This is a genomic window from Ruegeria sp. O5 (assembly GCF_056535105.1).
The window spans coordinates 1-22,454 of record NZ_JBQERN010000006.1; the positions used below are offsets into that span (position 1 = coordinate 1).

18 protein-coding genes, 3 pseudogenes and 1 riboswitch are annotated in these 22,454 nt (G+C 55.0%); of the genes and pseudogenes, 16 read left to right on the plus strand and 5 right to left on the minus strand.

The features are described 5' to 3' along the window. The 3 genes and pseudogenes from ACR0M3_RS09985 to ACR0M3_RS09995 all read left to right on the plus strand — a co-directional run. Window positions 1-486: pseudogene (locus ACR0M3_RS09985) on the plus strand (hypothetical protein); the annotation flags it as partial. A gap of 215 nt (window positions 487-701) precedes the next feature. Beyond that, complete coding sequence (locus ACR0M3_RS09990) at window positions 702-1,160, plus strand: hypothetical protein (RefSeq protein WP_480474019.1); 459 nt, start codon at window positions 702-704, stop codon at window positions 1,158-1,160. 190 nt (window positions 1,161-1,350) lie between these two features. Then, window positions 1,351-3,111, plus strand: a complete 1,761-nt coding sequence (locus tag ACR0M3_RS09995) for an adenylate/guanylate cyclase domain-containing protein (protein WP_170556818.1) — start codon at window positions 1,351-1,353, stop codon at window positions 3,109-3,111. Window positions 3,112-3,338: 227 nt separating this feature from the next. Here ACR0M3_RS09995 and ACR0M3_RS10000 read toward each other — a convergent pair whose 3' ends face one another. Next, a complete protein-coding gene (locus ACR0M3_RS10000) occupies window positions 3,339-4,217 on the minus strand; it encodes a LysR family transcriptional regulator (RefSeq protein ID WP_480519624.1) in 879 nt (292 codons plus the stop codon). Window positions 4,218-4,326: 109 nt separating this feature from the next. Here ACR0M3_RS10000 and ACR0M3_RS10005 point away from each other — a divergent pair, with 109 nt between their 5' ends. After that, on the plus strand, window positions 4,327-4,593 hold the full coding sequence (locus tag ACR0M3_RS10005; RefSeq protein WP_480519622.1) for a hypothetical protein: 267 nt from the start codon (window positions 4,327-4,329) through the stop codon (window positions 4,591-4,593). Window positions 4,594-4,639: 46 nt separating this feature from the next. After that, window positions 4,640-5,365, plus strand: a complete 726-nt coding sequence (locus tag ACR0M3_RS10010) for a haloacid dehalogenase type II (RefSeq protein ID WP_480519620.1) — start codon at window positions 4,640-4,642, stop codon at window positions 5,363-5,365. A gap of 322 nt (window positions 5,366-5,687) precedes the next feature. Here the strand turns inward: ACR0M3_RS10010 and ACR0M3_RS10015 are convergent, their stop codons facing one another. Both ACR0M3_RS10015 and ACR0M3_RS10020 read right to left on the minus strand, forming a co-directional pair. Further along, entirely contained in the window at window positions 5,688-6,479 is a 792-nt protein-coding gene (locus ACR0M3_RS10015) for a class I SAM-dependent methyltransferase (protein ID WP_480623452.1), read from the minus strand. Between the two features lie 54 nt (window positions 6,480-6,533). After that, a complete protein-coding gene (locus ACR0M3_RS10020; RefSeq protein ID WP_480910524.1) occupies window positions 6,534-6,698 on the minus strand; it encodes a hypothetical protein in 165 nt (54 codons plus the stop codon). 42 nt (window positions 6,699-6,740) lie between these two features. On the opposite strand from ACR0M3_RS10020, the pseudogene ACR0M3_RS10025 reads away from it, so the two are divergent. The 7 genes and pseudogenes from ACR0M3_RS10025 to ACR0M3_RS10055 form a co-directional block, all read left to right on the plus strand. Next, window positions 6,741-7,497: pseudogene (locus tag ACR0M3_RS10025) on the plus strand (IS5 family transposase). 224 nt (window positions 7,498-7,721) lie between these two features. Continuing rightward, window positions 7,722-9,284, plus strand: coding sequence for an arylsulfatase (locus tag ACR0M3_RS10030; RefSeq protein WP_480910527.1), 1,563 nt, complete (start codon window positions 7,722-7,724; stop codon window positions 9,282-9,284). 126 nt (window positions 9,285-9,410) lie between these two features. Beyond that, a complete protein-coding gene (locus ACR0M3_RS10035) occupies window positions 9,411-9,800 on the plus strand; it encodes a DUF4345 domain-containing protein (protein WP_480901144.1) in 390 nt (129 codons plus the stop codon). A 1-nt stretch (window position 9,801) separates the two neighbouring features. Continuing rightward, window positions 9,802-10,659: a DUF302 domain-containing protein gene (locus tag ACR0M3_RS10040; protein ID WP_170582983.1), complete on the plus strand. Its 858-nt coding sequence runs from the start codon at window positions 9,802-9,804 to the stop codon at window positions 10,657-10,659. Between the two features lie 702 nt (window positions 10,660-11,361). Continuing rightward, window positions 11,362-11,554: riboswitch (cobalamin riboswitch) on the plus strand. A gap of 153 nt (window positions 11,555-11,707) precedes the next feature. Next, window positions 11,708-12,712: an ABC transporter substrate-binding protein gene (locus ACR0M3_RS10045; protein ID WP_480773124.1), complete on the plus strand. Its 1,005-nt coding sequence runs from the start codon at window positions 11,708-11,710 to the stop codon at window positions 12,710-12,712. Next, window positions 12,709-13,758: a FecCD family ABC transporter permease gene (locus ACR0M3_RS10050; protein ID WP_480910530.1), complete on the plus strand. Its 1,050-nt coding sequence runs from the start codon at window positions 12,709-12,711 to the stop codon at window positions 13,756-13,758. The genes ACR0M3_RS10045 and ACR0M3_RS10050 overlap by 4 nt, the downstream gene beginning before the upstream one ends. After that, a pseudogene (locus ACR0M3_RS10055) lies at window positions 13,755-14,264 on the plus strand (ABC transporter ATP-binding protein); the annotation flags it as partial. The gene ACR0M3_RS10050 and the pseudogene ACR0M3_RS10055, both read left to right, overlap by 4 nt. A gap of 891 nt (window positions 14,265-15,155) precedes the next feature. On the opposite strand, the gene ACR0M3_RS10060 reads toward ACR0M3_RS10055, so the two are convergent. After that, entirely contained in the window at window positions 15,156-16,106 is a 951-nt protein-coding gene (locus ACR0M3_RS10060; protein WP_267365279.1) for a GlxA family transcriptional regulator, read from the minus strand. 166 nt (window positions 16,107-16,272) lie between these two features. Here ACR0M3_RS10060 and ACR0M3_RS10065 point away from each other — a divergent pair, with 166 nt between their 5' ends. The 4 genes from ACR0M3_RS10065 to ACR0M3_RS10080 are packed head-to-tail and all read left to right on the plus strand — an operon-like array spanning window position 16,273 to window position 20,747. Then, window positions 16,273-16,983: a GntR family transcriptional regulator gene (locus ACR0M3_RS10065; protein WP_480557693.1), complete on the plus strand. Its 711-nt coding sequence runs from the start codon at window positions 16,273-16,275 to the stop codon at window positions 16,981-16,983. A gap of 7 nt (window positions 16,984-16,990) precedes the next feature. Continuing rightward, on the plus strand, window positions 16,991-17,908 hold the full coding sequence (locus tag ACR0M3_RS10070) for a dihydrodipicolinate synthase family protein (protein ID WP_480910532.1): 918 nt from the start codon (window positions 16,991-16,993) through the stop codon (window positions 17,906-17,908). 5 nt (window positions 17,909-17,913) lie between these two features. Then, window positions 17,914-19,410 (plus strand): aldehyde dehydrogenase, encoded by a 1,497-nt coding sequence (locus tag ACR0M3_RS10075; protein WP_480910535.1) that lies wholly within the window; start codon window positions 17,914-17,916, stop codon window positions 19,408-19,410. Continuing rightward, complete coding sequence (locus tag ACR0M3_RS10080; RefSeq protein WP_480557698.1) at window positions 19,407-20,747, plus strand: NAD(P)/FAD-dependent oxidoreductase; 1,341 nt, start codon at window positions 19,407-19,409, stop codon at window positions 20,745-20,747. The genes ACR0M3_RS10075 and ACR0M3_RS10080 overlap by 4 nt, the downstream gene beginning before the upstream one ends. 9 nt (window positions 20,748-20,756) lie before the next feature. Here the strand turns inward: ACR0M3_RS10080 and ACR0M3_RS10085 are convergent, their stop codons facing one another. Further along, window positions 20,757-22,304: a trimethylamine methyltransferase family protein gene (locus tag ACR0M3_RS10085; protein WP_480557700.1), complete on the minus strand. Its 1,548-nt coding sequence runs from the start codon at window positions 22,302-22,304 to the stop codon at window positions 20,757-20,759. Between the last annotated feature and the right edge of the window lie 150 nt (window positions 22,305-22,454).

Sequence of the window (22,454 nt, forward strand, 5' to 3'; positions counted from 1 at the left end):
ACTCAGCATTGGGCTGGAAAAGCCCTGTCGCATTCGAAAGGAAAGTGGCTTAAACGAGCACTTGGGGCGGCAAAAAAACGGGACAGGTCCACTTTGTTCGAATACGTACGCTCCTACGAACAACTTGACGCGCTTGTGGACCCCGTTCACTTCGATGAAATCAGACTTAAGCGTGATAAAGATGAACTTCGCGAGCTTTTGTTCGCCTACGCTGACGAGGCGGAAATTGACATCTTCCAACTGGTAACGATGGAATTTCTAAGTCGACTGGACTTTGCTTGTGCTCATCGATGGGGCCTTGTGATCGAACTGTTGATTGACACCCTCACCAAAGCAAAACTAGAGGGTAAAAGCGAACTCAAGCTGGAAGACTTCGCTGAACAGTTTGCACTGCGGACAGGTACGACAGAGCAGTATTCTCCATTCACTGAGAAAAACTACGTCGAGGCATTCGATACAAAGAGAATGCTCAAATTGAGCGATTAGTCAGTATTTGATGAAAACTAGTCTGCAAATTCGAAGGCATGCTGCACCTGCATTCGGCGGGTCGCAGCCCAAAGCGGACCTTCATCACTAAGCTTTGCAATCTCTGAGATGCGGGACGAAGCTGACTTTTCAGGTCCGGCTATGCGTTCCTTTCCTAGCAATAAATTTCGTAGTCTCTATCATGCTGGTTTCGCCCCACTGTCGAAGGAAACAACATGTTGCGTTCAATGCTTATCCCCGCAGTTCTCTTTGCGCCTCATTGTCTGACTGCTGCAGAGAAAGTGTCGGCAACGAACTTCTATGTCGTCAACCAAGAGCAAATTTCCGCGGGCGAGGACGTGTTCTGGAAAGAGGACAACTATGGGACTTATACCGTTGACGAGGGACCAATCGATCCTGGTTTTGTCCGGTGCGTGGGCTCGGGTTTCGGCGGACCCAGCGGTGTCAGCGGCGGTGGCGTCTGTGTTTATGGTGAAGAAGAGGACACGTTCACCATGAGATGGGAGGTTGTTGCCTTCGGCGTCAACAACTGGCGGATTGTTTCCTCCACCGGCAAATATTCGGGGATGACTGGAAGTGGAACGACCAAAACACGTGTGGCGTCAAAACTCCTGGCGCTACCGCACCGTATTTCTGACTGGGAAGGCGAGGTTGCCTTGCCCGCTAGGGATTGAAACTCGAACTGAAATGGTCGGGGATGATGCTGATTTGAAAGGTTGGCAAAGCCCGCATTGGGCTTGTTGTCGCCTTTCGTTACTTTTCACATTAATGACCGGTGGCAGCCCGAAGCGGACATTCTCGAAAGTTGGCACACTACTGCCGAACTTGATAGATTCGAAAAAAGGTTGCTATTGGGAAATGCGCATGACACGCCGACTTGCCGCCATACTTGCCGCCGATATGGTCGGCTACTCACGGCTTATGGCGGCTAACGAGGCGGGAACACTTGCTCGTCTCAAAGACCTACGACGGGACATCATCAATCCAAGTATCGAAAGTGCCGGAGGTGAGATTATCAAGCTTACCGGTGATGGCCTGTTTGCACTTTTTAGCTCGGTCGTTTCTGCCGTTGAGGCCGCAGCGACGCTCCAGAAGGCGCTGCACGCCGCCGAAGCCGAGAGCCCCACCGAAAGCCGGATCAGCTTCCGAATAGGGTTGCACATTGGAGACGTAATCTTGGACGAGGGCGACATTTATGGCGAGGGTGTTAATCTTGCCGCAAGACTCGAAGGCATCGCTGACCCAGGCGGTGTCATACTGTCTGACGACGCATGCCGGCAGGTTCGAGGCAAAATCGAACACGACATCATAGACCTTGGCGAAGTAGCGCTCAAAAACATCTCCGAGCCAGTTCGCGCCTACAAATTGGCGATGGAGGGCAAATCAGATTCCACGCAAAACCAATCTCAACCCACTGACAAACCCTCCATCGCTGTCTTGCCCTTCCAGAACATGTCCAATGATCCAGAACAGGAATACTTCTGTGACGGCGTTTCCGAAGACATCATCACAGAGCTCTCGCGCTTTCCCGAGCTTTTCGTCATCGCCCGCAACTCCTCATTTTCGTTCAGGGGTCGCCCCGTCACCCATATAGATATCGCTCGAGAACTCGGTGTTCGCTACATGCTAGAGGGTAGCCTCCGTCGAGCCCAAAACCGCGTACGCATTACTGCCCAACTCATCGACTGCACAAATGGAGCCCATGTTTGGGCCGAGCGCTACGACCGCACGCTAGACGACATCTTCGCGTTACAGGATGAGATTACACGCAGCGTGGTCGGCGCCATCGCCCCCCAGATATCCATTGCCGAAATAGATCGCGCGTCTGTGGCTCGAGATATCGACTTCAACTCCTACGACCTCTCGCTACGTGCAATGGCGATCTTCTACGCGGGAGGCTTCTACTCTCAGGATAAGTTCGATGAGGTCATATCGGTCTCTGATCGCGCCATTGATCTCGACCCGCGCAACGTCCAGGCCCATTGGATCAAAGCGTTTGCCTACCTGATGCGTTATCTATACCAGTTCGATGAGGACCCCACCGAAAACCTGGGCCTAGCTGATAAAAGCGTTGAACCTCTGTTTCTTGGTGGTCAACTCGACCCGCGCGCCTTATGCGTTCGCGGTATGGTTCGTCATTTCCGTGGAGATTTTGACGGGGCCAACGCCGACTTCAGTTTGGGCTTCACACTGAACCCGAACTTTGCCCGGAACATCTTCTTCATGGCCTGGCATGAATCTTTGGTCGGCCGAACCACACAGGCGCGCGAACATGCCCACCTTGCCCTCCAGCTTTCCCCACGCGACACTGACCTCTGGGTAGGAGACGCCTATCTGGCGCTCGCCCAAGCTGCCTTCGCCGACGCTGATTTTGAAGACGCAATGCGTTGGGGTGAGCACGCCATTCAGATGACGCCGCGTGCGCCGATCCGCCGGGCTCTTATGATCGCCAGTGCCGCCCACCTCGGGCGCGCCGAAGCAGGCCTGCCACATGAGCAGGCGCTGGCGGATTTCGCCCCAGCGTTCCTAGACAGCATTGTCTCCGGAGCTTTGATCCTCTTCCGTCTACCCGAACACAATGCGCTTTTGGTCGAAGGCTTGAAGAAAGCTGGTGTTAAGCCGTAGAGTTGGTCAGGATGCCAAAGCTCGAAACTATCGCAGACAAATCGTGCCAAGGGCCAATCCAATTTTAGCGCAATGTCCTCGAAAGGTTCTAGGCTCTGGACCTATAAACGGGTAGCAATTTCAACGGCAGCTTCCATCAGCACCGGACGTTCGTCGAAATCGCCGCTATGACCGAGTTGCGGACAAACCAACCGTAAGGTTGTTTGCTGTGAATGTCCGCAATGCGGTTATTCAGCGGCGCTCAATGAGGCAGGTGCACGAAACTCGCGTGCGATTTCTGAGACCAGTGCCTTGACTGGAGCAGACCTGCTTTTGGGATTGACCCGTGCAACGAATGTAATGCTAGGCGGCGATGGGAACAGGTTTTCGATCACATCCATGTCTTCTGTCACATGCATTCCGTTCAACAAGGCGATGCCAAGCCCTGAACGAACACCCGATTGAATGCCTGCAGCGCTTGGGCACTCAAGGACTTTCTCAAAGGATCGCCCTTTTTGCAGCACCTCCGAAAAACCCCATTTCCGATAAAAGCAATTGGTATCGAAAGACAGAAACGGAATTGGTCGAGCGAGGTCTAGTTCATAGTCTTTCGATTTGACCCAATGAAGGGTGTCATCAAAGAGAGCCTGATCTTGGGGCTCTATGTCTGCTGTGAACACCTGCATCATCGCAAGATCAAGCTCATCTGCTTGCAGCCAGGCTTGAACATTCAGGCTTTGGCTGGTCCGCGTTCGCACACTTACAGAAGGGTACAACCGCGTAAACCGACCAAGGATTCCAGCGATGTCGCTGGTCGTAGCATCTTCGGTCATGCCCAGACGAATGGCTCCATTCAAGTTTTTCTTTCCCAAATCTGAAAGCGCTTCGTCATGCAGATTGATAATACGCAAGGCATAATCATGAAGGCGTTTTCCGGCATCCGTGAACAGTGGTCCTCCGGATTGCCGTGCTAAGAGGGTGCAATCCAACGCACTTTCTAACCGTTTGATTTTGTGACTAACGGCTGACTGCGACACACCCAACTGTCTCGCCGCATTGGTAACACCGCCACTGGTGCCAATGGCGCACAACGCACGCATTGCATCGATTTCCAGCCTCTCAGCCAAGGTTGCTCCTCATATGACAAACTAGCATCAAAATATGACAATCATTCATTTGTGTCATATTGTAGCCTTGGTTATCCATCTTGCAAAGCCAAATTTGCGAGGACACCCAATGACCGACATTAGCCATCAAAACGCTATAACGCGCGACAATCGCAAGCTCACTTCTCTGTTCGAAGTCATCGGCTCCATTCTGGCCATGGTCTATGCGATGTCGATTGCGATGAACATCGGCGCGGAGATGCTTGGGTTTTCCTTGCTCTTGGTGTCGTCGGCACTGTTTGCAGGATGGGCTTTTTTAGACCGGCGTTGGACGTTCCTATTGCTCCAAGTGTTCTACGCTACGTCAGCAATTATTGGGTTGATCCGATGGGCCTGAGAACAATTCAGCGAAATCGTCCATACCGACAAGAAGGAGAGAAACTATGAAACTGATGGACTTCAAGGTTCTGGCATTCGACGTTTATGGCACGCTGATCGACTGGGAAAGCGGCATGGTCACAGCTCTCAAACCCTTGACGGACAAGGTCACTCAAAACCTGACACGCGACGATATTCTTGAAGCGCACGCCTATCATGAATCCACGACGCAACGTTGGACACCCAACAAAAAATACTTTGATCTCCTTGCAGTCGTTTATCGTCGTCTGGCTGAAGAATGGGGTGTCGAAGTGACTTGGGAAGAATGCCAAGCATACGGCCTGTCCGTGCGCCAGTGGCCTGCATTTGACGACAGCCGTGAAGCACTCGCCTATCTCAAACAACACTACAAACTGGTCGTCTTGACCAATACCGACAACACGAGTTTTTCAGGCTCGAACGCTCGGCTCGATGTCCACTTTGATGGTGTTTACACCGCTGAAGACGTTGGCAGCTACAAACCATCTGATCGAAACTTTGACTACATGCTGGAAACGCTTGCGCGGCAAGGTGTCGCCAAAGAGGATATTCTTCATACAGCAGAAAGCATGTTCCACGATCATGGCCCTGCCAACAAATACGGGCTCTCTAATTGCTGGATTTACCGCCGTCACGAAAAAGAAGGATTCGGGGCAACAATGAACCCCGGAGAGATGCCCAGCTACGACTTCTGCTTCAACAGTATGGCGGAGCTGGCTGCTGCACATAAAACGGAACTGTCAGGCGCGTAACTGAGAAGCAGTCATTCGCGGCGGTGCAGAATATCGGAAGGTTGGGCTCAACCTGGTCATCCACGCTATTTTGTCGGATGACAGTTCAGAGCCCCAGAGCCGACGTTCACTGCGAAATTTTCAAAACCTAGGCCATGACTGGCAGCTTTGCGCAGAAGCGGACGGTAAACAAATATGCGTTTATGTCCGGGTAGCGGGACGCAGCGTGAATTCGCTGCACGGGCGCAAGTGTCTGCTTTCAGCGCCTGACGCAGCAACGTTGCAGTTAGATATCAACCTATCTGGGTTGTGGATTCACGCGGGCATGAGCGACGCGAGGATATTATTTGCGTCCTGTCACGACATTCACCGCGTCAGGGTAGACAAGTCTATCGCCCACAACATATGCGTCGAGCATTTCCGCGACCTCTTGAATCAAGGCACTTTGCGCATCTTCTTCGAGTGCGAGAAATGCGCCTGCAATAGGCATAGACGCCAGATGCATGGGAACAAATTCTGGCGCAAGCGGAACATCGATCATCAGCTCTTGCCTCTGAACGGCCACATCCGAAAACCCTTGATCCGCGACCTGTTTTCTTAATTCTTCCACCGGTGGCGTCTGCCGTTGAGCGCTCTGCTTTTCTGCAATCTCGGGGGAGATGTGGTGGGCAACGGCAGAGCAGAGGGCTTCAGTGTAAGCGCTATGACCATCCCAGATTGAGAAGGCCAAACGCCCGCCTGGAACCAGGAGCCGCAAGAACTCACTCAGAGCTTTGGGCTGTTCCGGAAAGTAATGGTAGCCATGCTGCGAAAGAATGACATCGTAAGACCCTGATGGCAGTCCGCTGCTGCATACATCGCTCTCAATCCATTGAATATCGAGATCACCGGCTAAATCTTTTGCCTTGGCGAGCATTGGCGCGTTGATATCCAGACCATCGACCTTCCCGCTTGCTCCAACCTTTGACTTTGCCAGTCGGGTTGTCACACCTGTTCCGCAAGCAACATCCAAGACACGTTCCGAAGAAACTAGTGAAGCCTGTTCAACAAGCGCCTCAGCCCATCGGCCAAACCAAAGGGGCACCATGATTTCTTCGTAGATTTTGGGTCCGTTACCTGCCAATTGAAATGTCATGGAAAAACCTTTGTCGCTTTTTCTGTTAGCGACAGCGTATGCGCGTACCCATTCTCAGGTCAAACCGCCGTTGATTGTGTTGTGTTCAGGATGTCCTTTGATCTGGACATTCATGCAAAGCGCAGCATCGGTCATTTTGGGCTCAGTGCCGTCATCCGAGTGTTTTTGTCGGATGACCGCAATGCCGCGCGGAGCCGCCTTTGCGATGGTCGATTCCATTCCCTGAGGCATCGTGATTCAAGGTCGACAGGAGGATTGTCCATGTCGCATCTGTTCTGGCTCGACCAAGAGCGTCTCAACCGCATCAAGCATATGTTCCCAAAGCCACGCGGTGTTGCGCGTGTCGATGATCGCCGCGTTCTCAGCGGCATCATCCATGTCATTCGCAATGGATTGCGCTGGCGAGACGCTCCGTCCGATTATGGGCCACACAGACACTTTACAACCGATGGGCTCGATGGTCCCACATGGGCGTCTTTGCACGTATCCTGACCGAATTAGCCGCTCAAGGCGATGAAACAGGCACGCTAATGATTGATGCGACGCATCTGAAGACCCATAGAACAGCGTCCAGCATGGGGCTCAAAAAAGGGGGCGCGGCCGCCTGATTGGCCGCACCAAGGGTGGGCTGAACTCAAAACTCCATGCCGTAACCGATGCGGTGGGTCGTCCAATTCGGCTATTCATGACGGCGGGAAACGTCAGCGACTACATCGGAGCACGGGCACTTTTACCCTCACTACCTGCTGCGGAATGGATGTTGGCGGATCGCGGATATGACGCCGACTGGTTCCGCGAAAGCTTGAAAGAAAGAAGCATCAAACCCTGCATACCATCGCGCCGGAACCGCAAGGACATCATCCCACATGACACAAAGATTTATCGAATCCGCCACAAGATTGAGAACATGTTTGGGCGGCTTAAAGACTGGCGTAGGGTCGCGACCCGTTATGACAGATGCCCTGTAATCTTCATGTCGGCCATTGCGCTCGCGGCAACCGTATTGTTTTGGTTATGAGTCCAGAGCCTAAGCAATCGCTCATTGCTTCAATCGGCGACGACTGTTTCCAGCCCAAACCGGACATTCAACCCAGGACTTTGCAATTCCGGCTTGGCGGGCTTTTTGGTCGAAGAAATTTCTTGCACCAAGGTGCTGAGCCCAAAAAGTTAACAAATCAGACCGTTCCTCTAAGCCGATGTTTTTCCTATGGTTGGTAAGAAGTACCAAGTCGGGAGGTCTTAATGAACAAGCTTATCTCAGTAACGGGTGCCGTCTGCTTTGCTTTCACTGGAGCTTGGGCCGACGAACATACCCCGCCCAACATTCTTGTCATCATGGCAGATGACGTAGGTTGGGCGAGCGTCGGCGTTTACCACGGAGGTGTCAAAAGCATCGAGACGCCGAACTTGGATCGCCTCTCCTCTGAGGGTGCTCGTCTCACAGATTATTATGCCGAGCCAAGTTGTACTGCCGGTCGATCAGCTTTCATGACCGGACAATTGCCAATACGGACTGGTATGCACACGGTTGGACTGCCGGGAGATCCGGTAGGTTTAAACCCAGATGACCCAACGCTTCCGATGTTCCTGAAAAAGTTGGGGTATACGACGGGGCAGTTCGGAAAAAACCATCTAGGCGACCTCAATGAGTTCCTACCGACTGCAAAAGGTTTCGACGAGTATTGGGGTTGGCTCTATCACTTGAATGCTATGGAATATACGTCTGATCCGGATTGGCCAGACGACCCAGAATTCAACGCGCAATTTGCGCCTCGCAACATCATTCATTCATTTGCAACAGAGGAGGTAGACGAAACAGTCGACCCGCGATTTGGAAAAGTCGGGAAGCAGCGCATTATTGATGACGGGCCTGCGCCTCCTGAGCGCCAAAAGACTTTGGATGACGAAGTGACATCTTACACGAAAGACTTCATTTCTCGTGCAGTAGAGTCGGACACTCCGTTTTTTGTCTGGATGGCTCCAGCCCGTGCACACGTCTGGACCCACCTCAGCCCCGAATACGAAGCTATGTTGGGCAATGGGCGCGGACTTCAGGATGTTGTCATGAAGGAGTTGGACAACAACGTTGGTAACGTTCTCAGCCACCTTGAGGATCTGGGAGTCGCCGATAATACCATAGTGATGTTCACCGCAGACAATGGCCCGGAAACACTGACGTGGCCTGATGGTGGTACGACACCGTTTCATGGGGAAAAGGGTACTACTTGGGAAGGTGGCTTTAGAGTTCCTGCGATTATTCGCTGGCCGGGCAAAATTCCAGAAGGTCAAGTCTTGAATGGCATCTTCAGCGGAATGGACTGGATGCCAACATTTGTAGCTGCGGCTGGAGGTCCGACAGATCTAAGAGAAAAGCTCCTAGAGGGATATGAAGGCTATAAAGTGCATCTCGATGGCTACAACCAACTAACTTACCTGACAGGTGAGGATAAAGAGAGCAATCGCCGCGAGCTGATCTACTATCAGGGTACGGACCTCCAAGCAGTACGCTACAACGATTGGAAAGCGCACTTTGTCGTTCAAAACCATGGCTGGTCAGGCCCGAAGGAAGAGTTGGTCGCCCCCTTGCTTTTCAACCTTCGCCGCGATCCTTATGAGAAAGCTGCGGATGAAAGCGGGATGTACGTCCGCTGGATGGGCGAGAAAATGTGGGCATTCGGTCCAGCCGCCCGTCTAGTGCAGGCACATCTCGCTACTTTCGAGGAGTTCCCTCCGCGCGGGAAGCCGGTCGCCAATCAAGACCATGTTGAAGAACAGACATCAACCGAAGGCGGCATCTCTCAGTAGAGGAAGCGAGGCAACCAATACGCCTTTCCCACCGCAGCGTGGGCATCCGGCTCGGATCATCGGATGCCCAAAATAACCGACTAGGAATTTCGCAAAAAGCGAAACCTCTACGAGAAGGAGTCCTCCATGAGTGCTAGATTAGTCCTTCTGCTTGCTGCCGTCGGCCTCGTGCCAATTGCGTTATCATACGGTCTGATGCCCGGCCGTTCGATCCCAGTTTTGCTGAGATTTCCGGTGGAAGGGACGAACCAAACCCACGTGTTCCGAGCGATTATGGGTCTTTACCTGGCAAACGCTCTGTTTTGGTTGGCGGCTGCTTCGAAACCAGAGTTACAACGCCCCGCGCTGTGGGTTCTATTTTTGTTTATGTCAGGACTGGCCGTTGGGCGCATACTAAGCATCCTTATCGATGGAGTTCCGAACGGGGTACTTCTCTTTTATCTTGCAGCCGAGATAGCTTTTGCAGCTCTGGCGGCGGTTTCTCTGAAAAAAGTACGAGGAAACAGGAAGTGGTAAAATGGTGAGGTCTGGCTTTGTTTTCTCGATGATCGCAACTTTATCAGTTTCGGCATCCGCTTTTGCACAATCTTCATCTGTCCAGACCGCGGTGGACGAAAACTTCTTAGAGCTTGAGACTGCCGTTTCCGAAGCGGGAGCTGCTCCAATCGCATCGATAGATCACGCGCGCCTGGCCAAGGCCGAAGGCGTCGAAATGCCAGCATCTCGTGTACTCGTTTTCTCTGATCCAGAGGTAAACACACCTATACTGGAGGAGAACGTACGTGCAGGTCTGGACCTTCCTTTTCGCGTTCTTTCATTCGATCAGGATGGTCGACCGCAGATCGAATACACAGACTCTCAGTTTCTCAAAGTTCGGCATGGTCTAATCAATACCCAAGCGTTGAATGCATTTGAGAACAAGTTGCTCGAAGTCCTGAACGACTTGGATGCAGCACCAGCGCCGACCAAAGGATTAGTTGCAAACCATGGCATCATCGAATTGCGATCTGAGCTCAGCGTTCCAGAGGCAGTGGAACGTGTCAGGACAGCTGTGATGGGACAGGACGATACAGTCTGGTTTGGGGAGATCGATTTTGCGGCCGAAGCGTCCCAACTGGGGACGGAGCTGCCGGATGCTGTTCTCTTGCTATTCGGCGGACCAGCGCCCGGTGGTGTGGCTATGGCGGACTTTCCGGCAATTGGTTTGGATGCCTTTTGCCAAAAACTATTGGTTTACGCGAATGAAGAAGGCGGCTCCGTAGTCATTTTCAATGACATCGCTGCTTTGGCGGAGTTGCACTACGGTTCTTCAGCCGAACCTCATCACGGTTTGAACAAACGGCTGACGGAGACATTTCGCAAGGCAATTGAGTAGCCGCTGTTAGGAAAACGCAAAAAACCTTTGCCGATTGGCCATCTTTTCGTCGTCCGCTTTGGGTTGATTTCAGCGGTTCTCAACGCAACAGGCCTACCACGCTTTGGGCCGTTCGTTAAACTTTGCAAAGGCCGCTTTCTGCGCATCGCTGACGTAGTACAGTCGGGATGCTGCGCGGCAGAGAAGCGAAGCTTTGCCCGATAAAGCGGAAGTTGACCCGAGCCATCTCAACATCCGATTTCGGTGCAGTGGGTAGCTCTCGAAAAAGTCTTCGAGGTGCGATGCTCGCCGAAGCCCGTCAAATTTGCGATGGACTAGTGTTGTTTCAATATTTGCGGCATGGGCCGGCACTTCTAGTGGTCTTGGTCTTTGTTCTACTTTTGCACGCTTATGCCTCCTGATTTTGGTCTTGCACGCTTATGCTTCACGCGTTGCACAGTTATGGTGTTTCATCAAATTTGTCTCTCTTTAAGCTATTGTTTTTAAGAGATTTTTTTGCACAACCTATGCGAGAAAATACTGATTCGTGCACGCTTATGCTCAATTTGCACTAATATCACACACTATGAATCTAGGTCCGGATTTTGGCGCGTTCTCAGCGGCTTTTCTGATATCAGCGCCATGTTGAGACGCGCAGGTGCATGCTCTTGCGAGAAAATAGGAAAGACCCCGGAGTTTTTTCTTGCCGCAGGGTAAGTGTTAAGGTACCCGCGTTTTACCGGTCCCGATGTGGCTAAGAGGGAATCCGAGGTGCCTTTTGGTGCCAACCGGAACTGCCCCCGCAACTGTAGGCGGCGAGCGCTGTCCATTTCCGTCACTGGGCCATTTTGGTCTGGGAAGACAGGACAGACAAAGACCCGTCAGTCAGGAGACCTGCCGGTATGAAACCGAAACACACCGGGCGGGGTTGTCCGGGGAGGTTGCCGAAGAAACGCGCCGGGCGGTCTATTTTCTACCCTGCGCTCACGGCAGGCAGTAAAGCGTCTGTTGCTTCGGTAAATGCCCATTCACCCGTTCTCTGGTCATTGACACATGGAGATCGATTGTCATGTTTCTACGCACTGGCCTGATTGGCCTTTCCTTGCTGGCTACCAGCGCTGCCGCCGAAGGAAACTTTCCCCTAACTATCGAAAACTGCGGTCACTCGGTCACGTTTGACGCGCCAGTGACGTCGTCAGTCACGGTCGGCCAAGCCGCGACCGAGGTGCTTTATGCGCTGGGTCTGGGCGAGCAGGTTCTTGGAACCTCGGTCTGGTTCAACGAGGTGCTGCCTGAATATGCCGAGGTGAATGCCAAGGTAGAGCGTCTGGCAGACAATGATCCCAGCTTTGAAAGCGTTGTTGCCAAGCGGCCGGGACTGGTCGCAGCGCAATATGAGTGGCATGTCGGACCCGAGGGCATCGTCGCCACGCGTGAGCAATTTCACGAACTGGGCATTCCAACGTACGTAATGCCTGCAGATTGCATCGGCAAAGACAATACAGTCGGCGGCGATGGCACCCGCCTGCAAGCGTTCTCGACCGATACGCTGTATCAGGGTATCGAAGAACTGGCGGCAGCCTTTGATGTATCCGAACGCGGCACGGACCTGGTTGCCGAGTACAAGGCCCGCGAAGCCGCAGCCGTCGCCAAGGCGCAAACCGTGAAGCTGGACGATGTGTCAGCCGTATTCTGGTTTTCCTCTCCTGAAATGGAAAGCGACCCGTTTGTGGCCGGACAGAAAGGCGCACCGGGATACATGATGAGTAAATTGGGTATCCGCAACGTCGTCGAGACGGATGAAGAATGGCCAACAGTGGGCTGGGAAACCATTGCCAAGGCCAATCCGACGGTGATTGTTATCGCCAAGATGGACCGCCGTCGCTTTGCTGCGGACGACTACCTGAAAAAGCTGGAGTTCCTGCGCACTGATCCGGTGACCAGCCAGATGGATGCGGTCAAGAATGACCGGATCGTCATTATGGATGCGCAGGCCATGGACGCCACCATCCGCGCAATCCCGGCGCTGGAGGATCTGGCCGAGAAGCTGGATACCATCGGAAACAACCTGTGAACGAGGCCGCCGCAATCTTACGGCAGGGTTTCAAGGCTGCGTGCCTTACCGTGCCATTGTTGATTGCGGCGGTTCTTGCGGGCGCGATGATCGGGGAAACCTCTCTGTCGCCCGATTTGGTTCTCTCCGTTCTGGCCAACAAGCTGGCCGGAGCGGACTTTCCTGTCGACCCAATTGATCAGGGTATTATCTGGAGCTACCGGATTCCTCGCGCTCTGGTCGCTGCGTCCTGCGGTGCCGGTCTGGCTGTCGCAGGGGTCGTGTTGCAGGCTTTGCTGCGAAACCCGTTGGCCGACCCTTACATTTTGGGCATTTCTGCCGGGGCCTCGACGGGTGCCGTGGCTGTAACCATCGCTGGTTTGGGTGGGGGGGCTTTGTCGCTGTCTTTTGGCGCGTTCAATGGCGCGCTTTTGGCTTTTGGTTTTGTCGCGTTGCTGGCCCGAGCCGCTGGCGCAGGGGGCGGACGGGTTGCGACGGCACAGATCGTCCTGGCGGGAATTGCCGGGTCTCAGTTGTTCAATGCGCTGACGGCCTTCATCATCGCCAAATCCGCCAATGCCGATCAGGCGCGCGGGATCATGTTCTGGCTGATGGGAAACCTCAGCGGCGTGCGCTGGCCGGATGTGTATCTGGCCATTCCGGTGGCCCTTGTCGGTTGGCTCATTTGCCGCTTTCACGCCAGAGCACTGGACGCCTTTATTTTCGGCTCTGATTCAGCGGCCTCCCTGGGCATATCGGTACGTCGGGTGCAGGCAACCCTGATCTTTGCGACCGCGCTCACGACAGCTGTCATGGTTTCTATCGTCGGATCCATTGGCTTTGTCGGGCTGGTCATCCCTCATGCTGCCCGGTTCCTTGTGGGACCGGGGCATCGCAGGCTTATCCCAACCTCCGCCTTGATCGGAGCGGTCTTCCTGATCGGCGCAGATATCGTGTCGCGCATCATCATCCCGGGTCAGGTTCTGCCGATTGGGGTGGTCACCGCTCTGATCGGTGCGCCTGCCTTTGCCGTAATTTTGGTGCGCGGCCAGAGGAGCGCCCGATGAAGATCGAGGCGCAAAACCTGACATATTCCGTTCGCGGCAAGACTTTGCTGTCAGACGTATCCTTTGTCGTGGAGCCCGGCGAAACACTTGCTTTGGTCGGACCTAACGGTTCGGGAAAATCAACGCTGATGCGCCTGCTGGCGGGGTTGGTACGTCCGGTTTCAGGAAAAGTCGTCATAGCGGGTCATCCCGTTTCGCATTTGTCGCGCAGACAAATTGCCCAACGGATTGCCATCGTTGAACAACAGGCTGATACGGCCGAACGCGTGACTGCACGATCCGTGGTCGAACTGGGCCGCACGCCCTGGCTGTCGGCCTTACGGCCGTGGCGCGCCGAGGACACCTGGCAAGTCGACAAAGCCCTGCAAACCGTGGAAATGGCCGATATGGCACACAGAGAATGGGCGACATTGTCGGGAGGAGAGCGCCAGCGACTGCACATCGCACGCGCTTTGGCTCAGCAACCGGGACTCTTGCTTTTGGACGAACCGACCAACCATCTGGACATTCATCACCAACTGTCGATCCTGAACTGTGTTCGAATTCTAAAAGTGACGACAGTGATGGCGCTGCACGATCTGAATCAGGCGATGGCCTGTGACCGGGTGGCTGTTTTGTCAAAAGGGCGGCTGGTCTCTCTTGGCCCGCCCGAACATGCCCTGTCTTTGGAAACCGTTTCAGAAGTTTTCGGTGTCAAAGCACAGTGGGGGTATAGTGCCGGCGGGACAGAACGATTTCTGTCCTATCATCTGGACTGACGGATTCCGATCGCTTCTGGTCGTACAGGATATCAGTGTCGTCAGCGCAGCATGTCAGATACGTACAATCTACGGCCTCAAAGCCATATTCCAACGGCGCGCAATCTTGACTTGGGTTTCCTCACAACCCGTCAAGTTGCCCGTCGAATGCTGTCTTGATTCTGACCTGGATTGGATTCGTTCGTATTTTTGCCTTCAAAGATGATCAGCAGGCGCGTTGTCCGAGCGTGGGTCGACCAAACCTCAATGATATGTTCACTACTTGTTTTGAACCGTGAAACAGATTCCTTTTGGAAACCTCTGAGGCCTGACACAAATCACGACACGCCATCAGGTTGAACAGATTGCGGCGACCGCATGTCGATATTGCAGATTACCCACAATCAAAGCCTCAATCTGAGCCTTAAATTAACGGTAGATTAACGAAACAGGGCACAACAAATCTCTGGATGACAAGTTCTTGATATACTTATGCCTATATCGAGATTTATTGGTGGGTAATCCTGCCGGTCTGTTGACTAGTCCAGTTTTTAACGAGGGGGTATCCCGGCAGGATCAGGGGGTGCCAGATCAGGCCAGTTCGAGGCCAACAGATCGCGGCACCCCCGCCGGTAAGCGCGAACCAGCAACCCATCTTTTTCAGTTGATCTTGTTGCGTTGCGCGTGCGGCGTGATGCCGAAACTGGATCTGTACACCCTAGAGAAATGACCCGGATTTTCGAAGCCGCAGGCCACGGCGACTTCGGTGACCGACGCCTCGGTTTGCAAAAGCAGCTTCCGGGCCCGTTCCAGCCGCATTTCCATAAAGTACCTTTTAGGGGAAGTGTTTAAGTATTTGCCAAACAACCGTTCAAGTTGACGGGTGGAAATACCCAATTTGTCTGCAATGAAGGATGGGGAAACTGGGGTTTCCAGGCTGTCCTGCATAATGTCTATCGCCTTTGCCAGATGGGCATTGCGCATTCCATTGCGCGATTGCAGCGAAACGCGCTGCTTGGCGGTCGCATTACGCACCGTGTTATAGACCATTTGATCCGCAACATCGGTGGCCAGCTCTTCGCCATGGTCGCGTTCAATCAGATGCAGCATCAGGTCTGCGGTCGCGGTCCCACCTGATGCGGTAATGTGTTTTTCGTCGGCGACAAAGACGCTGCGCACCAGATTGATATCCGGAAAGGCTTCCATGAACGCGTCGTGGTATTCCCAATGGATCGCCGCCTGCATACCATTGAGGAACCCGGCCTCGGCCAGCAGCCACGCGCCGGAACACAATGCCCCGATCCGCGTTCCACGCGCTCGTTCGCGCCGCAGTGTGGCCAGAAGGGAACGGGTCACGTGGTCACGCATGTGAATGCCCGACAAAACAAAGAGCTGATCGCACTTGGACAGTTCCTCAAGTCCGGAATGCACAAGGGTGACGGACCCATTGGAAGACACGGCCTGCTCGCCCTGTTCGGATACAAATGACCAGCGATACAGCTCTTCGCCACTTACAAGGTTGGCGATTCTCAGCGGCTCGACCGCACAGGAAAAGGCGAGGTGCGAAAACTCCTCGACCAGGATGAAGGCGAAGTGCTGCGTCTGAGGCATGAGCAGGACCATTTCCAAACTGGGCCGACGCCCGAACGTGAGTCTATTTTGCAGACATCCATGCTGCACGAGATTTTTTTGTATACAAGTTGTATTTTTTAGAAATACAAAACTGTGACCTCCGCGATTCGAACGCGGCGGCCACAGGACATAGTGAGGCCAAAGGATGAAAGACGAAGCCAAGTCGCGCAAAAATGCGCTCAGAGAACACCTGAAGATGTCCATCCTGACGCTGCGCCTTCGTCCAGGTGACGATCTGGATGAGGCGCATCTGTCCGATGAATTCGGCCTGTCGCGCACGCCTCTGCGCGAAGTGTTTCGTCAACTGGCTGGCGAAGGCTATCTGGATCTGCGAAAAAACCGCAGTGCCCGTGTTTCGGAAATGTCCTACACCACACTGCGCGATTTCTTCCTTGCCGCGCCGATGGTTTACGGGGCCATCCTGCGTCTGGCGGCAGTGAACGCGACTAACGCGCAAATCGAAGAACTGAAAGCGGCTCAGCAAGCATTCAAAGCTGCCCTTCGTTCAGGGTCGGCCGAAGATCGCGCACTTGCCAACAACCGTTTTCATGACGTGACCGGAGAGATGTCCGGCAATGTCTACCTGCTGCCGTCATTCAACCGGCTGCTGATCGATCATGCACGGATTGGCATGACATTCTACCGGCCACAGACAGTTGAAATGTCCGAAAACCTGTCGCTGGCCAGCCAACAGCATGACGCGATCATCGCAGCCATCGAGGCACGCGATGAAGCCGCGGCGGCGAAACTGGCCGAGGATCACTGGAACCTGTCCCGGGATCAGATCGGGATGTTCGTGATGCCTGACGCGCTGGATGTGCCGATGGGTATCCCACCATTTTCGAAACCCGCATGAGGACGGAATGAACCCGATTTTCAAGTTTGAAGGGATATATACCCCTGTGGTCACCCCCTATCACGACGATGGCAGCGTGAACTGGGACGCCCTGTCCGACGTGATCGAATACCTGATCGAAAATAGTGTGCACGGCCTGATTTCCGGCGGATCCACAGGTGAGAATTATGCCCAGACCGTGGCGGAGCGGCTGGAACTGGCCAAATTCACGCATCAGCGCCTGAAAGGGCGGTTGCCCTTGGTGGTTGGCACGGGCGCGATGCTGACTTCGGACTCAATTGCGTTGGCCGCGGGCGCGCGCGACATCGGCGCGGACGCCATCCTATTGGCCAGCCCGCCCTACTCGGTGCCGACGGATCGCGAAAACGCGCTGAATGCACTGGCCATCGACAAGGCCGCCGACCTGCCGGTGATGCTGTACAACTATCCGCACCGTACCGGCACAATGATGGGAGAAGAGTTCCTTGACCGCGTAGGTCGTAGCCGAAATTTCTGCGGCATCAAGGAAAGCTCGGGCGATATCAACCGGGTGCATCTGTTGGCCCGGGATTATCCGCATATCCAGCTGGGCTGTGGCATGGACGATCAGGCACTGGAGTTTTTCGCCTGGGGCGCACCATTCTGGGTCTGCGGCGGTTCGAACTTCCTGCCAGCGGAACATGTGGCGCTGTATCAGGCCTGCGTGATCGAAGGCAACTTTGCCAAGGGGCGTCGGATCATGTCAGCGATGATGCCGCTGATGCGGGTGCTGGAACAGGGCGGCAAGTTTATCCAGACCATCAAGCATGGCGTCACCATGAACGGGATCGACGCGGGTATCATGCGGCCTCCGCTGAAGGGCCTGAACAAAGATGACAAGCGCGCGCTAGAACAGGTGACGCGCGTGCTGAGAAAGACAATCGCCGACATCGTGGCTGAGGGGTGACAAACATGGATCTGCTGACACAGGACGAGTACAAATCCATCGCCGCAGGTCTGAGCCTGCCGACAGGCGCCTTTATCGACGGCGCGTTTCGTCCGGCGGTTTCGGGCCAGACCTTTGCGACAGAGAACCCTGCAACCGGTGAAAAGCTGGCCGATATCGCATCCTGTGGCGCGGAGGATGTGGACTTTGCCGTCAAGAAAGCTCGTGAGGCGTTCGACGATGGCCGCTGGTCCAAACTGCACCCCGCCGAGCGCAAGGATGTGCTGATCCGGCTGGCCAAACTGATGGCTCGCAGCGCCCGTGAACTGGCGGTAATGGAGAGTATCGACAGCGGCAAGACCATCTACGACTGCGAAACTGTTGATGTGCCCGAGACAATCCACTGCCTGAAGTGGCACGCCGAGGCGATTGACAAGATTTACGATCAGGTTTCGCCCGCCAGCGACGATCACATCGCCATGGTGGTGCGCGAGCCAATCGGCGTTGTGGGTCTGGTGCTGCCGTGGAATTTTCCGCTGCTGATGTTGGCATGGAAGATCGGGCCAGCGCTGGCGGCAGGCTGTTCTGTTGTTGTGAAACCGGCGATGGAAACCACTTTGACGGCCCTGCGCCTTGCCGAATTGGCGATGGAGGCCGGTTTGCCACGCGGTGTACTGAACATCGTACCTGGTGGCGGGACCGAGGTGGGCGAACCCATTGGGCGGCACATGGATATCGACATGGTGTCCTTCACAGGCTCGACCGTGACCGGCAAACGCTTTCTGACCTATTCGGCGGAAAGCAACGCCAAAGAGGTGGTGCTTGAGATGGGCGGCAAGAACCCTGCCATCGTGATGGAGGATGCCGAAAACCTCGACCGGGTGGCGGCGCATATCGTCAATGGCGCATTCTGGAACATGGGGGAGAACTGCTCGGCCTCGTCACGCCTGATCGTGCATAAGAAAGTGAAGGCCGAGCTGCTGGAGCGCATCGCGCATCACGTCAAACAATGGAACACCGGCGACCCGCTCGACCCCGAAACCCGCATGGGCGCACTGGTGAGCGAAGACCACTACACCAAGGTTTGTGGCTATCTGGATCAGGCCGAGAACGTGGTGATCGGTGGCAAAGCGGACAACGGGTTTGTCGAGGCCACCGTGGTCGAAGTGCCCGGCAACGACGCTGCATTGGCGCGCGAGGAGATCTTTGGCCCTGTCTTGTCGGTAATTGAAGTCTCGGGCTTCGATGAAGCGATCCAGATCGCGAACGACACCGACTATGGCTTATGCGCCTCAATCTTCACGGCCAATGTCAAACGCGCCATACGTGGTGCGCGGATGATCCGCGCAGGCACCGTGACGGTGAACAGCTTCGGCGAAGGTGACATCACGACACCTTTCGGTGGTTACAAGCAGTCGGGTTTTGGGGGTCGCGATAACTCGATCCACGCGCATGACCAGTACACCCAGTTGAAAACCATCTGGATCGATCTGGCCGATGACGCGGATGAGGCCGTCGATTGAGTCGACATGACGCAAAAAGGCTACCCCGGCAGACAGGCCCGTCGGGTTGGAATGCGATTCTGCCGCCCCAAACACCTCTGGCGGTGCTGGAACGGAACCTGACCGCAGATATCACAATAGTTGGCGGTGGGTTTGCCGGGCTCAGCGCGGCGCGGCGGCTGCATCAATTGGATCCTTCCCTGAAAATCGTTCTGCTGGAAGCCGGCCGCTTCGCGGACAGCTCGGCAGGCCGAAATTCCGGGTTTATGATCGACCTGCCCCATGACTTGGCCTCGGACAACTACGCAGGCAAGGGATCAGAGGCAGATCGCGCCACCATTGCGCTGAACCGCAAGGCCATTGCCTTTGCGACCGAAGTGGCCTCGGATTGCGGGCTGCCACAGGAGATGTTCGACCCTTGCGGCAAATACAATGCCGCCGCCACCAAAGCGGGCGACGCGCACAACCGCGCCTTTGCCGCGCACCTGACCAAACTGGGCGAGCCGCATAAGCTTTTAGATCAGCAGCAGATGCAAGAGGTCACGGGCAGCCCGCACTATACCTCGGGACTTTATGCGCCGGGGACAGTGATGATTCAGCCTGCGGCTTATGTGCGTGCGCTATCCGCCCGTCTGGCCGGGCAGATCGAAGTGTTCGAGCATTCACCCGTCACCGGTTTGGAACAACAAGGCGCAGGCTGGGTGGTCAGCACCAACAAGGCCAAGGTGAGCACCGGGCGGATAATTCTGGCCAATAACGGCCACCTGGAGAGCTTTGGGTTCTACCAGCGGCAATTGATGCACATTTGCCTTTACGCCTCGCTCACAGCCCCGCTGAACGAGGCGCAGATCAAGACACTAGGCGGGAAGTCGCGCTGGTCGGTGACGCCAGCGAACCCGATGGGGACGTCAGTACGGCGCATTTCCGGCAGCTATGGGGATCGCATCCTGATCCGCACCTGCTCCAGCTTTCATCCAACAATCGAGACCAGTCCAATGCGACTGCGCAATGCAGGCTGGGTGCATGACCGAAAGTTTAGGGAACGCTTCCCGCATCTGCCGGATGTGCAGATGGAACATCGCTGGGCCGGGATGCTTTGCCTCAGCCGCAATGGATCGGCTGCGTTCGGCGAGCTTGAGGACGGTGTCTACTCAGCCTGTTGTCAGAACGGTCTGGGCATTGCACGGGGAACACTGCAAGGCATGGGCATCGCTGAACTGTTGTTGGACCAGCAGTCTGACATCGCCGATCATTTTCTGGCGCAACCGGACTTGCCGCGTTTGCCGCCCGAGCCATTCGCCTCGCTTGCCGCCAACAGCTATCTAATCTGGAAAGAGTGGCGGTCCGGTAAGGAATGAACTTGACCGTCAGTAAGTCTGGTTCAACTCATCTGCTGCCGGAATTTCCCTCTCACGGCGGGCGATATAGTCCAGAAGGGCGTCGTTCTTGGCCTCGTCCAACTTTGGTTCCTGATACTCGGCTAAAAGCTTCCTCGCGTATTTCAGAGCGCGTTCGGTGATTTCAACTTCACCTTCCGCCACCCATTGTTCGATCGAGTTGTTGTCAAACAGTTCGGGCATGAAAAAAGCCGTCTGAAAATTCTCCTGGGTGTGCGGATGCCCCAAATAGTGCCCGCCGGGACCCACATCCGGAATTGCGGCCAAGCCTTCGTCAAAATCATGCCATTTAGGCCCCTCCGCCATCCGATAGGCCATCGCGCATTGTTCCGCGTCCACAACAAACTTGGCGACCGAACAATGCATCCCCGCCTCGTTCCAGCCTGCCGAATGCCAGATGTAGTGGGCCCCTGCATGCAGAACAGCGCCCAGAGTTGTGGCGGATTCGTACCCGGCCTGCGCGTCAAACGTCTTGGCCCCGCCCAGCGTGTTCGAGGTGCGCCATGGCACATCGTAAAAGCGCGCCATCTGACCAATCATGAAATTCATCAGACTGATTTCAGGCGTCCCTGCCATCGGCGCACCGGATTTCATCGAAACGGTTGACAGATAATGCCCCCAAATCGCCGGACAGCCCTTGCGGATCACCTGCGTATAAGCCAGTGCCGAAAGCGCCTCGGCGGTTAGCTGTGCCACGGTTGCGGGTACCGATGCGGGCGTATTGGCACCGCCCAGAACGAAGGGCGAGCACAAAACCGGCTGATTCCGGCGGCAGAAGGCGCGCATTGCACCCAGCATGGTTTCATCCCAGACCAGCGGGCTGTTGCCATTGCAGTTGCCCGTTGTAACCGGGTGGTCATCAATGAACCCTTGGCCGAAAAGGATATCGCACATGTCCATCACGTCTTCGGCATTCCGGGGCGAGGTGGTCATGCCCATGAACGTTTTGTCCGAGTATTTCATCGACGAATAAGTGATGCGCAGGTGCCGCTGGCTGATCGGGTGGTCGTAAGGTTCGACGATATGATGGGCCGAGCTGTGCAATGCGGGCATCATGTGCGACAGTTTGTGAAACATCGCCAGATCGTCCAGCGTCGGGTTCCGGCGCACGTCGTCAAGATCACGAAGAAACGGCGCGCCGGTCATCGGCACGAAGATCGAGTGCTTGCCGCCTAGAGCGAGGTTCTTTTGCGGATCGCGCGCGTGATAGGTGAATTGCGCCGGAATGGTCGCGATCAGCTCGCGCACCATGTTGCGGTCCAGAAAGACCAGCTCTCCTTCGACCTTTGCCCCCGCTTTCTTCCAGTCTTCCACTGCGGTCGGGTCACGGAACTGGACACCGACGTTCTCAAGAATATCCATGGCGGCCTTGTCGATAGCCTCAACCTGGCTTCCGTCCATAACTTCGCAATGCGGGATGCCGCGGGTCAGACCCGGCAGCATGTCGAAGTTCGGCGCTGTGCGAAGAGCGCGGCGCGCGGAACGCCCACCAGCGCGTGTAAGAGTACGGGTCGACAAGGGGCAATCCTCCTGTTTTGAATCAGACTGACGGAATTACGCGCCGTTCACCTCTCTGATTGCGATATGTGTTTGCAGGAAGCGACACCGCCCTGATGACGGTTTTTCGCCATGTCTGTTCACGTAAGGTCGTTCAGTCATTTTACCTTG

Coding starts and splice junctions, on each gene's coding strand:
- ACR0M3_RS09990 (WP_480474019.1), top strand. CDS start 702: ATGTTGCGTTCAATGCTTATCCCCGCAGTTCTCTTTGCGCCTCATTGT.
- ACR0M3_RS09995 (WP_170556818.1), top strand. CDS start 1,351: ATGACACGCCGACTTGCCGCCATACTTGCCGCCGATATGGTCGGCTAC.
- ACR0M3_RS10005 (WP_480519622.1), top strand. CDS start 4,327: ATGACCGACATTAGCCATCAAAACGCTATAACGCGCGACAATCGCAAG.
- ACR0M3_RS10010 (WP_480519620.1), top strand. CDS start 4,640: ATGAAACTGATGGACTTCAAGGTTCTGGCATTCGACGTTTATGGCACG.
- ACR0M3_RS10015 (WP_480623452.1), bottom strand. CDS start 6,479: ATGACATTTCAATTGGCAGGTAACGGACCCAAAATCTACGAAGAAATC.
- ACR0M3_RS10020 (WP_480910524.1), bottom strand. CDS start 6,698: ATGGAATCGACCATCGCAAAGGCGGCTCCGCGCGGCATTGCGGTCATC.
- ACR0M3_RS10030 (WP_480910527.1), top strand. CDS start 7,722: ATGAACAAGCTTATCTCAGTAACGGGTGCCGTCTGCTTTGCTTTCACT.
- ACR0M3_RS10035 (WP_480901144.1), top strand. CDS start 9,411: ATGAGTGCTAGATTAGTCCTTCTGCTTGCTGCCGTCGGCCTCGTGCCA.
- ACR0M3_RS10040 (WP_170582983.1), top strand. CDS start 9,802: ATGGTGAGGTCTGGCTTTGTTTTCTCGATGATCGCAACTTTATCAGTT.
- ACR0M3_RS10045 (WP_480773124.1), top strand. CDS start 11,708: ATGTTTCTACGCACTGGCCTGATTGGCCTTTCCTTGCTGGCTACCAGC.
- ACR0M3_RS10060 (WP_267365279.1), bottom strand. CDS start 16,106: ATGCCTCAGACGCAGCACTTCGCCTTCATCCTGGTCGAGGAGTTTTCG.
- ACR0M3_RS10065 (WP_480557693.1), top strand. CDS start 16,273: ATGAAAGACGAAGCCAAGTCGCGCAAAAATGCGCTCAGAGAACACCTG.
- ACR0M3_RS10070 (WP_480910532.1), top strand. CDS start 16,991: ATGAACCCGATTTTCAAGTTTGAAGGGATATATACCCCTGTGGTCACC.
- ACR0M3_RS10075 (WP_480910535.1), top strand. CDS start 17,914: ATGGATCTGCTGACACAGGACGAGTACAAATCCATCGCCGCAGGTCTG.